We start from the raw sequence: 15428 nt of genomic DNA on the forward strand, positions 1-15428 counted from the left end.
TTACTATAGTGTCGTCATCAACATTCTTGCCTGGAGATAACACGATGACGCTCTTTTCAAACCAACCCGGCGACGAAGGGTTACCGGGACATGAACGCGCCCGGGTGATGGCTGCGGTGATGACCACCACGTTGATGGGCGTCTTCGATGGCACCATGATCAACATTGCCCTGCCATCAATGGCCAGCGCGATGCAGGTGCCCGCAAATGTCGCAGTCTGGTTCGCTAACGGTTACCTGCTGTCTGCGGCAATGACGTTAGCCATCTTCGCCGCACTCGCCGCGCGCGTGGGTTACCGCCCGGTGTTTCTGGCGGGACTGGCTACGTTTACCCTGACCTCGCTCGGCTGCGCGCTGGCAACAACGCCGGAAATGCTGATCGGGATGCGTATTTTGCAGGGTATCGGCGGCGCGGCCACGCTGAGTATTGCCCCGGCGATCCTGCGCTCGGTATTCCCGGGACGGCTGCTTGGCCGCATTCTGGGGCTGCACGCTCTGCTTATCGCCGCCAGCACCGCCATTGCGCCGGTGCTGGGCGGAACAATACTCGACGTACTGAGCTGGAAATGGCTGTTCGCGATCAACATTATTCCCGGCACCGTTGCCCTGCTGCTGGCCTGGAAAGCGCTGCCGCGGGCGACGGCTTCTGATAGGTCCCCGTTTGACGTGCCCGGTGCCCTGTTGTCCGTGATCCTGCTGGGGTCGATGATCATGGCGGCAAACAGCATAGAGAATAGAGCGCACGCCATCAGCACCGTTTGCTGGGCATTTGTCGCTACGGTCAGCCTCATCGCTTTTGTCTGGCATATCCGCCGTGCCCGGAGGCCCATCCTGCCGCCGGTGATATTCAGCAACGGACGGTTTACCCTCGCCGCCCTAACCTCGCTGGCCTCGTTTGTGAGTCAGGGCATTACCTTTATCGCGCTGCCGTTTCTGTTTCAGAGCGTGTACGGCTATAGCCCGGCGATCTCCGCTTTACTGTTCACCCCCTGGCCGATAGGTATCGTACTCATTGCGCCGCACGCGGGCCGTTGGGCAGACACGATCTCCGCCCCGTTGATCTCCACGCTTGGACTGATGATTTTTGTCGTTGGGTTGATTTTGCTGGCGACGCTGCCTGCCCGCCCTTCAGCCTGGGATATCTGTCTCAGGAGCCTGGTGTGCGGTATCGGCTTTGGCTGTTTCCAGAGTCCCAATAACCGTGAAATGCTCTCTAACGTTGCCCGGGAGTACGCCAGCTATGCTTCCGGGGTATTGTCCATCGTCAGAACGTTCGGCCAGTGTCTCGGTGCCGCCGTGGTGGGAGTTTTGCTGGCTGCGACCGCAGGGTCAGATCATCAAATGCTGGATGACGGTGCCGTTCATATTGCGCTGTGGATCGCGGTGATCGCGTCAACTGCGTCAGTATTATTTAGCGTTAGCCGACTGCGTCGCGCGCGACAGGCTACGGCATAAATGCCAGGGCAGCGTCCTGCGACGCTGCCCCCATATTTACTCCAGCGCCAGCAGCGCAAAACTCGCCAGCCAGTGCCCACCGCTGTAGTGGCTGCCGACAACATGCTCGACGCTCGCCGTCAGGTGTTTCGCCACCGCATCACGCAGCGCCTGCTGCGCCGGATGATCCTCCGGCAGCGCACTGGCAATATGCTTCATACACCAGGCGCGGCTGAGGTTTAATCCGTCCAGATGCGCAATTTTGGGGTCGGTACGGTCGCTCACTTCTGCCGGGTTCATCAGCGCAGAAACAGCCCCGATATTCGGCAGAAACGCGTCGAACCAGGCCGGGAAATTCTTCGCGACCTTGCTCATCAGCAGAGCCTCTGTCAGCGCGCCGGACACATACTCATCACCACCCGGTTCATAGTGAGCCGGATACTGGGTATCCGCGAGATAAAACCGCGTCGCCGCGTCCAGAATGGCACTCTCCAGCGCGCTATCGTCCACCGCCCGGGCGTAATCGATCCCCAGCGCGAGGGCAAACGCGGTGTTGTAATGCGTGCCAACCCGGATCGGGTACGTCAGCTTACTGAGGTAATCCACCAGACGGTTGCGAATGTCCTGCGTTAACGGCGCAAGCGTCTGATACCAGCCTGCCGTCTGCGGCAGCGATGACTGTTTCAGCTCCTGGGCCAGTGCCAGTAGCCAGCCGTAGCCATACGGACGCTCGAACGAGGCGCGGAACGGCGCGTTGAAATAGGCCAGCTCCTGCGCCACCTTTTCTGGCGTGAGATGGTCGGCAAACAGCGTGATAATGTCATCCCGGCACGACAGTTCCGGGTAGAGGCGCAGGCAGCGCAGCAGCAGCCAGTAGCCGTGTACCGCCGAGTGCCAGTCAAAACAGCCATAAAAAATGGGATGCAGTTCGCGCGGCGGCAGGACGTCCCCGTCATCATTGAGCAGATGCATAATGTGGTTCGGGTATTCCTGGCGCAGATAGGTCAAAGGCATTCTGGCAAAAGCATCAGCCTGGTGTTGCGTTAATTCCATCACAGCTCCTTAGGTTGCCACGCTTAGCGAAACACGAGGAAATACATTAAGAACACGTTGACCACCAGCAGGGTTAACGCGGTCGGGATCTGGATCTTAATGACCTGATATTTGTCTTTCAGCTCCAGTAACGCGGCGGGAACGATGTTAAAGTTCGCCGCCATCGGCGTCATCAGCGTGCCGCAATAGCCAGCGTACATACCAATCGCCAGCAGCGGTGCCGGATTACCGTGATGCACGTGGATCAGAAACGGTAAGGCGATACCGGCGCTCAGTACCGGGAAGGCCGCAAAGGCGTTACCCATGATCATGGTGAACAGCGCCATGCCGACGCAGTAAATCACCACCAGCATAAAGCGGCTGTCCGGGTTCACAAACAGGCTGACCACCTTCTGCACGGAGTTGCCGGTATTGGCCACCACAAAAACCCCGCCCAGCATGGCCAGCATCTGCGGCAGGATCACCGCCCAGCCAATGGTATCCACCAGTCGGCGAGACTGACGGACGGCATGCAGCGGCGTTCCTTTTGTCAGCCACCAGCCGGTAAGGATGGCCGCCACACAAGCCACGCACAGCGCCGCCAGCGTGAGCTGTTTTTGATCGAGCAGGTAAACCCCGCCAATCGACACCCCTTTCAGGAACAGCGTGCCGATAACCGTCACTACCGGGATCATCAGGGCAGGTAAAAACAGCCAGTTTTTCAGCCGGTTTGAGGAGGTAACACGCTCGGGTTCGCTGGCCATTTTGTACTGCCCTTTACCGACCAGCCCAAAGCCTGCCAGAAGGGCAATCACAATCACGGCGCCGCCAATGATCCGGTACGCCAGCGAGCGGCCCAGCTCCTGCACCATCAGGTCACCGAACAGGAAGATCCCACCGAACAGAAACCAGAACAGTGCCGTGGTAAAACGTTTGGGGTTGGCGCGATCACGCAGGGTCATGACCACCAGCAGCATTACGACAAAGCCAATCAGGTAGTACACGCGGTTAATGGTGAGCAGCGTCATCATGGCGCGATCTCCTGCGTTCCCTGCCCGGCTTTCCAGGCCATCACGTCACGACGGATGCTGGCATCCAGGCGCAACAGACGCGTCATATGAATAATCAATGCCGCAATCGCCGTCGGGATCGCCCACAGGCCGATATGCAGCGGTTCAATCCCCTGAATACCGTTCTCCTTCAGGAAGGCGTCGATCAGCAGCACCGCCCCGAAGGCGATAAAGATATCCTCGCCAAAGAACACCGCGATATTGTCGCACGCGGCGGCATGGGCTTTGATTTTGTCGCGAATATGCTGGGGCAGTTCGCCGTATTCGTTCAGCGCCGCCCCTTCGGCCATCGGCGCCAGCAGCGGACGCACCGTCTGGGCATGACCGCCCAGCGACATCAGCCCCAGCGCGGCCGTCCCCTCGCGGGCGACAAAATAGATCATCAGAATACGCGCCGAAGTGGCGCTGGCGATCTTCGCCACCCACGCCTGTGCGCGCTCTTTTAGACCGTAATATTCCAGCAGACCAATAACCGGCAGGATCAGAATGAATGTAGCCAGAGAGCGGCTGTTGACGAACTTCTCGCCGAAGGTTTCCAGCAGCATGCCGAAATCCATCCCAACCAGCAGACCCGTCGCCAGCCCCGCTACCACGACCACCAGTAGCGGGTTGAAGCGCAGGGCAAAACCAATAACCACCACCGGGATCCCGATAAGCGGCAACAGTGTAGAACCGTCCATAAACGTTACCCTATCCAAAGTGAGCGTTGCGCGCCGACGGCTATTTTTTTAATTTGCGGCGAGCGATGTTGTGTTTTCCGTCAGGCTTCGAAAACCTGCGTTAAAAAGCTATATCTGAACCGCAAAAACATGTAAACAATTTATCAATAAAATGTTCTTATTTTATCGATGAGTTTACATTTCCGGGCAACAGCCACACTCCCGTAAGGAACGTTATGACCCTGAAGAAAAGTGCTGCATCAATGAATCACGACGACATTAACGACGGCCGGATCGTCTCCTCCCGCCATCTGGTTTCCGAGCGCTGCGCGGAGCTATCGGAGCTGGAGTACGCGCTGATCATGACCAGTAACGCGTTCAATAAATGGATGGTGCGCTGCATGACCGCGGCCGGTGAGCCGGATATGGGGGCCTTTGACGTCTCGCTTTTGCATCATGTGAATCACCGCAATCGCAAGAAGAAGCTGGCCGATATCTGTTTTGTGCTCAACGTGGAAGACACCCACGTGGTGACCTACGCGTTGAAAAAGCTGGTCAAGGCGGGCTACGTCACCAGTGAAAAGGCAGGAAAAGAGCTTTTCTTCTCCACCACGGAGGCGGGAAAAGCACTGTGCATGAAATACCGGGATGTGCGCGAAGCGTGTCTGATCAACATACATGCCGAAAGCGGGATTTCGGGTGCCGCTATCGGTGACACCGCCCAGCTGCTGCGCACCATTTCATCCCTGTATGACACCGCCGCACGGGCGGCGGCATCACTTTGACATCACGGGCGTCTGAAGAGAGTAATACTGCGCCCCGCCAGTTCGTAATCCACGGTCCGGGTGATGACCTCGCCCGTGGCAACCTCCCCAGCCGTGGCAACCTCCCCAGCCGTGGAGAGCTCCAGCACCCAGCCTCCTTCACCAAACTGCGGGATCTGGAACGACACGGCGCCTTCGAACGGGTTGAACAGCATCAGCACGTCGTGCCAGATCCCCTCCTCCTGGATGAGATCGGGCCGGCTGATGGAGACGCCGATTGTCGAGCCTTCCTCCCATTGCTCAGACTGCTGCGGTCCTCCTCCGGCGTTAAACCAGCGGATCTCAAGACCGTCTCGCCAGCTCTCCCGGCGCAGCAGCGGCTGCTTTGCTCGAAGCGCAATCAGGTGCCGGGTAAACTCGCGCAGCGCGACGTCGTTTTCTGACAACCCTTTCCAGTTGATCCAGGAGATCTCGCTGTCCTGACAATAGCCGTTGTTGTTCCCTTTTTGCGTCCGGCCAAACTCATCCCCGGCCAGCAGCATCGGTGTACCGTGGGAGAACAACAGCGTGGTGAGGAAGTTCCGTTTCTGCCGTTCACGGGTGGCAATAATGTCGGGGTTCTCGGTCGGGCCTTCCTCGCCATAGTTATACGCGCGGTTATCGTTATGCCCGTCGTTGTTCTCTTCACCATTATCGGCGTTGTGTTTCTCGTTGTACGACACCAGATCGTTCAGCGTGAAGCCGTCATGCGCGGTAATAAAGTTGACGCTGGCCCACGGGCGACGTCCGCGTAAATCATAGAGATCGCCCGAGCCCAGCAGGCGGGCGGCAAAATCAGTGGGAACGTTATCGCCCCGCCAGTATTCGCGAACGGTATCGCGATATTTGTCGTTCCACTCGCCCCAGCCGGGCGGGAAGCCGCCCACCTGATAGCCGCCGGGGCCGATATCCCAGGGCTCACCAATGAGCTTGAGTTTTGATAAAACCGGATCCTGGGTCATGGCATCAAAGAAGCCGCCGCGCGGATCGAACCCTTCTGGCTCGCGCCCCAGTATCGTACCCAGATCGAAGCGAAAACCGTCGATATGCATCGATTCCGCCCAGTAGCGCAGCGAATCCATGATCATCTGCAGCACACGCGGGTGTGAGGTGTTCACCGTATTCCCCGTGCCGGTGTCATTGATGTAATAGCGATGCTGATCCGGCAAGGTGCGGTAATAGCTGTAGTTATCGATACCCTTGAACGAGAGCGTCGGGCCAAGCTCATTGCCCTCTGCCGTGTGGTTATAGACCACATCCAGAATCACCTCGATACCCGCGTCATGGTAAGCGCGGACCATATCGCGAAAACCCTGGATCCCCGCAGGGCCGTAATAGCGTGACGCGGGCGCAAAAAAGCCCAGCGTGTTATAGCCCCAGAAATTCTTCAGGCCGCGGTCCAGCAGGTGCTGATCGTCCGGGAACCAGTGAACCGGCAGCAGCTCGACGGCGGTGATACCCAGACTTTTGATGTAATCGACCGAGGCTTTATGCCCCATGCCTTCAAAGGTGCCTCGCAGCTCGGGCGGTATCGCCGGGTTGAGCTGGGTAAAGCCTTTCACATGGCTCTCATAGACCACGGTATGCGGCCAGGGGATCGCTGGCCGCTGATGGTCCTGCCAGTCAAACACATTCGGATCGATGACCCTGCATTTTGGGGTGAACGGCGCGCTGTCCCGCGTGTCAAAGCTCAGATCCAGCGCGTCATGACCCAGTTCGTAGCCAAAATGGGCATCATTCCAGTCGATATCGCCCACCAGTTCACGGGCATAGGGATCGATGAGCAGCTTATGCGGGTTAAAGCGATGCCCGTTTTCCGGGTCATATGGCCCGTAGACGCGATAGCCATACAGCGCGCCGGGCTGGAGGTCGGGCACATAGCCATGCCAGATCTCGTGGGTATATTCCGGCAGCTCCAGACGGGCGATTTCCGTTTTACCGGAGGGGTCAAACAGACAGAGCTCCACCCGCTCGGCGTGAGCTGAAAAAAGCGCGAAGTTAACCCCTTTCCCGTCATAATTTGCACCCAGCTGCTGGCCATGACCGGCCCGTATGTCAAACGTATTTTCCTTTGCCATTTTCGTTCTCCACGATTATTCGCAGGTAAGCAGAACTAACAAACTTCCTGTTTCAGACGTTAAATCCAGCGTCTCCCGCAGCGCCCGACGTTCACCGGTAAACAGATCCCGGTAGCGTTTCCCGGAAAGCTCTTCGGGGATGACGACCGAAGTGTTGGCCCACAGCGTTTCGTTTGTGGGGCTAGCAAAAACCAGACGCGGTACGGCAACAATCAGCGCCTCCCCGTCCTTCACGCGCGCATAGACAATCAGGTTTTCCTCGCGCTCGCCGCTGACCTTCAGCGGCAGCCAGTCGCCGTACTGGAAGAGCGATAAATAGTGCTGCCGGACGCGTAACAGCGTGGCGGTGACATACTGCTTCACCCTGCCGTTTCGCCACTGCTGTTCGTCGGCAAAGAGCTTTGCGTCGGCGCTGCTCAGGTTTTGCCTCAGCGTGGCGAAATCCGGCTCCAGCCGGTTATCCGGGTCGACCAGGCTAAAATTAAGCGCCTCGCTTCCCTGATAGATATCCGGTACACCCGGCGCCGTCAGTTTGATCACCGTCTGGCTCAGGCTGTTCATCAGCCCGGCGCGGATAAAGGGTTGCAGGGAGGACGAGAAATCATGCAGGAACAGCGTGTTCTCAGGGGACAGCAAGTGCCGGACGTAATTCAGCACCACGCTCTCATAGCTCTCATTGCTGTCGATCCAGTCGGTACGCTGTTTGGCCTCGCGCAGGGCTTTCTCAATAAACCCGAGGAAACGCGCTTCGAGAGACTTTAGCCCTTCACCATCGTCAGGCGACAACGTTGCAGGCCAGACGCCCGCCAGCGCCTGGTAGATCATCCAGGTATCGGCCGCGTTTGGCGCGGTACCGTCATTGAGAAAACGCACCTGGGTCTGGTTCATCTGCCGCCAGCGCGCCAGATTTTCACCCCACTGTTCCGGGGCTTCCGTCAGGGTGTAGAGGCGCGCCCGCGCGTCTTCCCCGCGCTTGGTGTCGTGCGTGGAGGTCCCCAGCAGCGCATCGGGCTGACGGGCCAGACGGATGCGCATCTCCTGGTGAAAGCGGGATAACGAGAACGCGCGCGGGGTGGGATCGGCCCCCACTTCGTTCAGGGCGAGCTCGAGGTTATGGCGGAAAAAGAGCGTATCTTCCACCGATTTCGCCATCAGCGGCCCGGTAAGCTGCTGGAAGCGGGTTCTGAACAGCGAGGCCGCATCGCGGCTGCTGGCGTCCAGGTCGCCGGTGAGGATCCTCACCAACAGGCTTAACGCCGGTTCCGGTGCGTCGACGCTGGCAACAACGCGGTTCAACAGCGCGACATCCGGGGCGGTTAACCCGTCGGCGGTGCCGTAGGTGCGGTAGACCGGAAACGCAATCAGCAGTTCGCGCAGCGTGTAGCGTATGTCGTCCTGCGGCACGTCAATGTCGTTGCATCGGGCAAGGTCGGTGGCAATGTTAAGCAGCGCGGTGAATTCACCCTCAAAATTGCGATCGGTCATCAGCCCTTTAGCGTTGCGAAGTTCCGCATGGCGATCGACCGTCACGCCCAGCGTCTCGTCGTGGATTTTTTCCAGCCGCCCGAGGTTATTATCGTCGACCAGCACTTCGGCCAGCGAGGCGATAAACTCATATCCGGTGGTGCCGGATACCGGCCATTCCACAGGCAGTTGTTCCCCTTTGGCGAGAATTTTTTCCACCGTGATATAACAGTCGGGACCGGTTGCCTGCCGTAACCGCTGCAGGTAACCCAGCGGGTCGGCCAGCCCGTCGATATGATCAATGCGCAACCCGTCGACAATGCCGGTATGCACGAGCTCGAGGATCAGGCGATGCGTATCCTGAAACACCCCCTCGTCTTCCACTCTGACGCCCACCAGGCCGGTAATTTCAAAAAAGCGCCGCCATGAGAGCTGTTTCGGCGCTTCCCGCCAGGACATCAGCCGCCAGCTCTGCGCCTCGTGGATCGCCTCGATGCTTTTCTCCGCAGCCCATGTTCCGGGGTTAAGCGGATAGGCTGTGTCATAGTAGACCAGCGCGGCCTCACCGGTGACACTGTCACGTTTAAGGGCAATTGCCCCCTTCTCCAGCTCGGCCTCAAAGGTGTCGCCAAGGAACGGCAGCGTCAGCGGGCGCGACCAGTCAATATCAAAATAGTGCGCGTAACGGCTTTGCTGACCAAACGCGATAACGTCCCGCCACCAGCGGTTTTCCAGCGAGGTCGACATATGGTTAGGGACGATGTCCAGAATGAGCCCCATTCCCGCCTGCCTGAGTGCCGCCGTCATGCGGTCGAAACCGGCGCGCCCGCCAATGGCAAGATCGATTTCGTTAGGATCGGTGACGTCATAACCGTGGGTTGAACCGGTGGTGGCGGTAAATATCGGTGAGGCATAGAGATGGCTGATCCCGAGGTCTTTAAGGTATGGCACCAGCTCCACCACGCGGTCAAAGGTCATGCCATTGCGGAACTGTATTCGGTATGTGGCACAAGGGATCATGATGCGTCTCCATCTGCAAAACGAACGACAATGCTGTTCGGCGCTAACACCTCAGCGGCCTCCGGCCAGCTAAAGAGCGTTTCGCCTGCCAGCGCAGGAACGTCAACGGGCTTATTACCGATATTCAGCGCCAGCGACAATGTACCCGTCGGGAAAGACCAGCTCACCGCCACCATACCGGGAGCAGTCTTAACGATTTTGCCCTCAACAGTGCCGCCAGGGCGAAGTAACGGCACAAGATAGCGATGCCGCAGGACCAGCAGGCTTCGCGTGAAGCGCAGCCAGGATTTACCCTGCGCAGTCGTCACGTTGTGCCAGTCCAGTTTTGAGCGGGCAAAAGTCTGCTCGTCATTCGGATCCGGTACATCGCCATCGTGTCCGCTGTGGCCGGTAAACTCTTTTGCCCGCCCTTCCCGCACGGCTTTCGCCAGATCGCCATGAAAATCCGTAAAGAACAGGAACGGGTTGGTTTCGCCATACTCTTCGCCCATAAACAGCAGCGGGATATGGGGTGACAGCAGCAGCGCGGCGAGCAGAACGCGGGTTTTATCCGCGCCCGCAAGGGTAATAAGCCGTTCGCCCTGGGCGCGGTTGCCGGTTTGATCGTGGTTTTGAATAAAATCGACAAAGAAGGTCGGCGGCTGGGTGTGGCATTCCACCCCGCGTGAGTGTCCGGTCTGCAAAGAGACCTCACCCTGATAGACAAATCCTTCTGCGAGCGCTCTGGCGAATTTTTTTTCCGGTTCGAAGGCAAAATCCTGATAGTAGGCATGCGTTTCGCCGGTGGCAAAGACGTGGGCGGCGTTGTGGAAGTCATCATTCCACTCGGCGGTAAACAGCGGCGTGGCTCCCTTCTCATCCCGAGGATGCAGGAAAATCACGTTACGGCTGTCCTCGGTGGTGAGATGGATATGACGATCCGGGAGCGCTTCGCGGATCGTTTCCGCGATCTGCTGAAGAATATGTTTCGACGCCGTATCTTTAATCTGGTCGATGGCATCAAACCGTAAGCCATCCAGACGGTATTCGGTCAGCCAGAACAGGGGCGCGTCAAGAATGTAGTGTCTGACCGGCTCCCGTTCATAGGCGATACCGTTACCCCACGGCGTCATTCTCTGCGCATCAAAAAACGCGGGTGACAGCAAGGGTAAGTAGTTTCCTTCCGGGCCGAAATGGTTGAGTACGATATCCAGCACGACAGAAAGGCCCAGGCCGTGCGCCGCATCGATGAACGCGTGAAAATCCTCCGGCGTGCCATAGGCGGAGTGCGGGGCATACAGCAATACGCCGTCATAGCCCCAGCCGCGGCTGCCGCCGAACTGTGAAACCGGCATGACTTCAAGCTGGGTGATGCCGAGTTCAGCCAGATACGGCAGCTTGTCGATAGCCGCCCGGAAGGTGCCCTGCGGCGTAAAGGTGCCAATATGCAGTTCGTAAATCACCGTCTCTTCCCACGGTCGCCCTGCCCAGTCTGGGTTGATGGGCTGATAGCGGCCTGGGTCAATCACCACGGAGGGGCCATTAACGTCCCCTTTCTGCGCCCGCGATGCAGGGTCAGGTACCGCCATGCCGTCCTGTAAAACGAACTGATACTCGGTGCCATGCGTCACGCCAGGTACGTCAATCTGGAACCAGCCGTTACCGACCGCCGTCATGGGCAGATCGCGTTCTGCCAGACGTAGCGTAAGTTGTTGTTGTCCCTCAGCCCAGACGCGAAAACGTACAACGTCACCGGAAATAAACTCAGCACCCCACTGCTTTTGAAATGTCCTGAATTCCATTCATTGTCCTCGAATGACCCACATTTTACGCGGAATGAAGTACAAGCTTAGTTCAGGATCGAAAGCACGTTTCAACAGAGCCCCAACGTGCAACCGTCATTTTTCTGTCACTTAAATTCATTACGCTTTCGTCATTTTGACAAGGGTGTTAAGGAAACAATAATGAATTCAATAGCTAAGGCATTACTGGTGGCAGTACCGATGTTGAGCGCAACCGCTACCGCGGCAAATAATGAACTGTGTGAACCAAAAGCCTACGAAATGGCGCTGCGCTACCAGCAGAAGTCAGCTGAAATCATGGCGCTTCAGCTGCAGACGTACCGTTTTGCCACCGGCCGTTTTGAAGAGAAAGTGAAAGATCTGAAAACGCCAGAAAATTACGCGGTGGTCATGGATCTGGATGAAACCGTGCTCGACAACACCCCGCTGCTGGTGCGCGACATGGAACAGTGCCATGACTACACCCAATGGGATACCTGGAGCGACTGGGAAAAACAGGGAAAACCCGGCCTGATCCCCGGCGCGAAGGCGTTTCTTGAGCATGTGAATCAAAGCAAGGTGCGTATCTACTACGTCTCTGACCGCATGCAGGAAAATAAAGCAGATACCATCAACACGTTAAAATCCCTTGGCCTGCCGCAGGTCTCGGACGACAGCGTGCTTCTGGATACGGTGAGTAAAGAAGAGCGCCGCCAGAGCATCCTTAAAAAGCAACAGATCATTATGTTGTTTGGCGACAGCCTGCCGGATTTCGCCGTGCAGTTTAAAAACAAAAAACCGAGTGAGCAGCAGCGCGAGCTGGTTGAGGCAAGCGCAGAGCATTTTGGCAATGACTGGATTGTGCTGCCTAATGCCGCTTATGGCTCATGGTCAAAAGCCACGCCGGACAGCTGGAAGCCGTAACAATCTGCCCGCCGGGCACGGTATTGCCGTTGCCCGGCCAACCCACTGAGCTATCCATCCCATTTATAGGTCCTATCACTGTTGAGCGGCTTCTTAAATTTTGATGCATAAGTAAGATGAGGACTTTCTAAAGGAGATCATCATGCTTACTGTCAAGAAACTTGCCCTCTCTACGCTCATCACCAGTTCACTGCTCTTCTACCCTGCGCTGCACTCCCTGGCAGAGACGCCTCAGCACGTGGTGAAACAACCGGCGGGCGGCTACAGCGTTCAGGTGGGCGACGTGCTGGTTACGTCGTTTACGGACGGCAGCGTCGCGCAGGATCTGCACACGCTATTGCGCCGGACCACAGAGCAAAAAACCGATGCGTTACTGGCGAAAAATTTCCAGGCTAACCCGGTTGAGGTCTCCATTAACGCCTTTCTGATTGCGCTGCCGGGACACAAAATTCTGGTCGATACCGGTTCAGGCCAGCTTTTTGGTCCGGGCAACGGCGGGCGTTTAATCGAGAGCCTGGCAACGCAGGGGATCAAACCGCAGGACATCACGGAAATCTTACTGACGCACGCGCATTCCGATCATTCCGGTGGCCTGATTAAGGACGGTATGGCGGTATTTACCAACGCCCGCGTGTTCGTGGGGAAACCGGATATCGACTTTTTCTTCAATGAAGAGAATCAGAAAAAAACCGGTTACGATCAGAACTACTTTGACGTGGCACAGAAGACCTTAAAACCGTATCTTGATGCCGGCAAAGTGGTGCCTTTTACCGGTACATCAGCGCTGCTGCCGGGTATTACCGGAACGGTTCACCCCGGCCATACACCGGGCTCGGCCTTCTATACGCTGGAAAGTAAAGGCGAGAAAATTACCTTCGTGGGCGACATTATCCACGTCGCTGCGGTACAGTTCCCGCAGCCTGATGTGACCATCGCCTACGATGAAGATCAGGACGGAGCAGCCCGTGTGCGCAAGCAGGCCTTTGACGACTTTGTCAAAAACAGAGATCTGGTTGCCGCGCCACACCTGCCGTTCCCCGGTATCGGTTATGTCACCAAAGGCGAACGCGCGGGCTATGCCTGGGTTCCCGTTACCTATACCAACCGGGACGCCAGCACAGCTAAATAAACAACGGAAAACGACATGACGCCATTTTCAGACCTGGATATTGACCTGATATTGACGTTGGATGCACTGCTCACCGACCGGAACATCACGCACGCCGCCGCACGTCTGGGGGTCAGCCAGCCCGCGCTGTCAGCCCGTCTTTCGCGCCTGCGTGCCATTTTTGGCGAGCCGTTGTTTATCCCTTCCCCACATGGACGTGGGGTGTTGTCCACACCCCGAGCCGAGGCGCTGAGGCCTCAGGTCGCGGCCGTTCTGCGTGGCATCAGCGCGATGCTTGCCCCCACCGGGTTTAACCCCCGCGAGAGCAATCGCACGTTCGTCATTGCCCTGCATGAAAACCCGGCCCTGATGCTTGGGGCTGAACTGCTGAATCACATCAGACGTGAAGCGCCGGGGATCCGCCTGCGTTTCGCCCTGCCGGAGTGGGTGAACCTGCCCCAGCAGCTGGAAAACGGCGACGTTGATATTTACATTGGCGTGAGTGCGGGCGCGCACGACGGCTGGGTCAGACGCAAACTGTTTGAAGACGCGTTTGCTACCGCCCAGCGCAAAGGGCATCCTCGCGGTACGGGGCCGCTGGATCTGGCGCAGTATTGCGCCCTCTCTCATCTGGTGGTCTCCTCCCAGGGCGATCCATTTACCGGCTTTGTCGACCAGACGCTGGCCGGGCTGGGATATCAGCGCAACGTGGTGATGTCCACGCAAAGCTATGCCATGGCACCACCTCTGGTGGCGGGGACTGACCTGATTTGCACCTTACCGGGACGCATGTTGCAGCAGTTCGCCACCACGCTGGATATTTTCCCGCCCCCGCTGCCACTCCAGCCGATCGCCATCAGCATGTTCTGGCATCCTAAAAACAGTCAGGACACGGCGAACGCCTGGCTGCGCGAACAACTGCTGCTGGCCGCCGGGCGTCAACCCTGAGCAACGGTGGTGAGGAATTTTTTTAAGACTTCAGAACGAATGATTCGGTGACAAACCAGCGTCAGTTCGCTCTCCCTGAGCCGATCAATAATGTCGACGTAAACCACATTCCCGACGCTCACCGCCCTTGCTGAGGCGGGCAAGAGCGCAATGCCAAATCCCGCCGCGACAAGGCTGATGACGGTGGGCACGTCGGTGGCATTCTGCACCACCTCCGGCTGGAAACCCGCACCGTTACAGGCGTCATAGAAATATTGTTCCAGCCCCATGCCTTGCGGATCGCGCAGCGAGATCCACTTTTCGTCCTTCACGGATGAAAGTGTCAGTGCGGATGACGTGGCCAGGGGGTGTTGGCGAGGCAGTGCCAGCACCGTTTTCTCTGAGGTAAAGGGGCGAGATTGCAGATCGTCAGGTAACGCAGGCAACGGAGCCCGGATAATCGCCACGTCCAGCTGGTTGGTCTGCACGGCTTCGTAAAGCGTCTGCACGTTCCCGGTCATCAGCGAAATGGCAATTGCGGGCCAGTTCTCGTGCAGCTGGCGCAGCGTTGCAGGCAGCTTACCGTCGAACATCGCACTCGATACACATCCCAGATTCAACACCCCCTGTTCGCCACGGGCGGTTTGTCTGGCGTCCAGCACGGCCTGCTCGGTCATCGCAATTGCCAGCCGGGCTTTGACCAGAAACGCGTCTCCGGCAGGCGTCAGGGTTAAGCGACGATGTGCCCGGCTAAACAGTGTGACGCCCAGACGCGCCTCCAGCGCTTTAATCTGCTGGCTCAGCGCAGGTTGCGCCATGTTCAGACGCTCCGCGGCGCGGTGCATATGGAGCTCTTCAGCGACCACCAGAAAATTACGCATCAGACGAAATTGCATGATGAAGTCCCGCGAAAATTAATAATAAAATTCTTATCAAAATAGCATCAATGATGCAATTGATGATATCTGTCGTTCGCCCAACAATGGAGGTCAGCCATTAAGGGAGAAAAACATGCAAAACCCCATTAACGATCTCAGAAGCGCCATCGCGTTGCTGCAACGCCATCCAGGTCACTATATCGAAACCGATCACCCGGTAGATCCCAATGCTGAACTGGCGGGCGTCTACCGCCATATCGGCGCGGGCGGGA

Annotated in this window: 13 protein-coding genes; 6 read left to right on the forward strand and 7 right to left on the reverse strand. The window is 57.6% G+C overall.

The genetic code is table 11. The features are described 5' to 3' along the window. The first annotated feature begins 44 nt into the window (after window positions 1-44). The gene (locus AX755_RS09655) at window positions 45-1454 is read left to right on the forward strand and encodes an MFS transporter (RefSeq protein ID WP_062856662.1); all 1410 of its coding nucleotides are present in this window, start codon (window positions 45-47) and stop codon (window positions 1452-1454) included. 36 nt (window positions 1455-1490) lie between these two features. On the opposite strand, the gene AX755_RS09660 is transcribed toward AX755_RS09655, so the two are convergent. From AX755_RS09660 to AX755_RS09670, 3 genes are read right to left on the reverse strand one after another with little or no spacing between them, the layout of a single operon-like run. Further along, window positions 1491-2486: a DUF2891 domain-containing protein gene (locus tag AX755_RS09660; protein ID WP_062856663.1), complete on the reverse strand. Its 996-nt coding sequence runs from the start codon at window positions 2484-2486 to the stop codon at window positions 1491-1493. Between the two features lie 23 nt (window positions 2487-2509). Next, complete coding sequence (locus AX755_RS09665) at window positions 2510-3496, reverse strand: DUF979 domain-containing protein (protein WP_062856664.1); 987 nt, start codon at window positions 3494-3496, stop codon at window positions 2510-2512. Next, the gene (locus AX755_RS09670) at window positions 3493-4215 is read right to left on the reverse strand and encodes a DUF969 domain-containing protein (protein WP_023619610.1); all 723 of its coding nucleotides are present in this window, start codon (window positions 4213-4215) and stop codon (window positions 3493-3495) included. The genes AX755_RS09665 and AX755_RS09670 overlap by 4 nt, the downstream gene beginning before the upstream one ends. Before the next feature lie 215 nt (window positions 4216-4430). On the opposite strand from AX755_RS09670, the gene AX755_RS09675 reads away from it, so the two are divergent. After that, window positions 4431-4979, forward strand: coding sequence for a winged helix DNA-binding protein (locus tag AX755_RS09675; protein WP_013096572.1), 549 nt, complete (start codon window positions 4431-4433; stop codon window positions 4977-4979). Window positions 4980-4981: 2 nt separating this feature from the next. Here the strand turns inward: AX755_RS09675 and glgX are convergent, their stop codons facing one another. Genes glgX through treZ form a run of 3 tightly spaced genes read right to left on the reverse strand, consistent with a single transcriptional unit; the run spans window position 4982 to window position 11340 of the window. Beyond that, window positions 4982-7075 (reverse strand): glycogen debranching protein GlgX, encoded by a 2094-nt coding sequence (gene glgX / locus AX755_RS09680; protein WP_062856665.1) that lies wholly within the window; start codon window positions 7073-7075, stop codon window positions 4982-4984. A 15-nt stretch (window positions 7076-7090) separates the two neighbouring features. Next, complete coding sequence (gene treY, locus AX755_RS09685; RefSeq protein ID WP_062856666.1) at window positions 7091-9559, reverse strand: malto-oligosyltrehalose synthase; 2469 nt, start codon at window positions 9557-9559, stop codon at window positions 7091-7093. Further along, window positions 9556-11340 carry a malto-oligosyltrehalose trehalohydrolase gene (gene treZ, locus AX755_RS09690; protein WP_013096569.1) on the reverse strand — a complete coding sequence of 595 codons (1785 nt, stop codon included), beginning with the start codon at window positions 11338-11340 and terminating at the stop codon, window positions 9556-9558. The genes treY and treZ overlap by 4 nt, the downstream gene beginning before the upstream one ends. 162 nt (window positions 11341-11502) lie before the next feature. Here treZ and AX755_RS09695 point away from each other — a divergent pair, with 162 nt between their 5' ends. From AX755_RS09695 to AX755_RS09705, 3 genes are all read left to right on the forward strand, one after another. Continuing rightward, window positions 11503-12243 (forward strand): 5'-nucleotidase, lipoprotein e(P4) family, encoded by a 741-nt coding sequence (locus AX755_RS09695; RefSeq protein ID WP_062856667.1) that lies wholly within the window; start codon window positions 11503-11505, stop codon window positions 12241-12243. A gap of 142 nt (window positions 12244-12385) precedes the next feature. Next, window positions 12386-13372, forward strand: a complete 987-nt coding sequence (locus tag AX755_RS09700) for an MBL fold metallo-hydrolase (protein WP_062856668.1) — start codon at window positions 12386-12388, stop codon at window positions 13370-13372. Window positions 13373-13387: 15 nt separating this feature from the next. Next, on the forward strand, window positions 13388-14299 hold the full coding sequence (locus tag AX755_RS09705) for a LysR family transcriptional regulator (protein WP_062856669.1): 912 nt from the start codon (window positions 13388-13390) through the stop codon (window positions 14297-14299). On the opposite strand, the gene AX755_RS09710 is transcribed toward AX755_RS09705, so the two are convergent. Then, window positions 14290-15174: a LysR substrate-binding domain-containing protein gene (locus AX755_RS09710; protein WP_013096565.1), complete on the reverse strand. Its 885-nt coding sequence runs from the start codon at window positions 15172-15174 to the stop codon at window positions 14290-14292. The genes AX755_RS09705 and AX755_RS09710 overlap by 10 nt on opposite strands. Window positions 15175-15289: 115 nt before the next feature. Here AX755_RS09710 and AX755_RS26055 point away from each other — a divergent pair. Beyond that, the coding region (locus AX755_RS26055) for a hypothetical protein (protein ID WP_197474126.1) at window positions 15290-15428 on the forward strand (139 nt) is incomplete at its 3' end.

The organism is Enterobacter sp. SENG-6 (assembly GCF_001605945.1).
GTDB lineage: Bacteria > Pseudomonadota > Gammaproteobacteria > Enterobacterales > Enterobacteriaceae > Enterobacter > Enterobacter cloacae.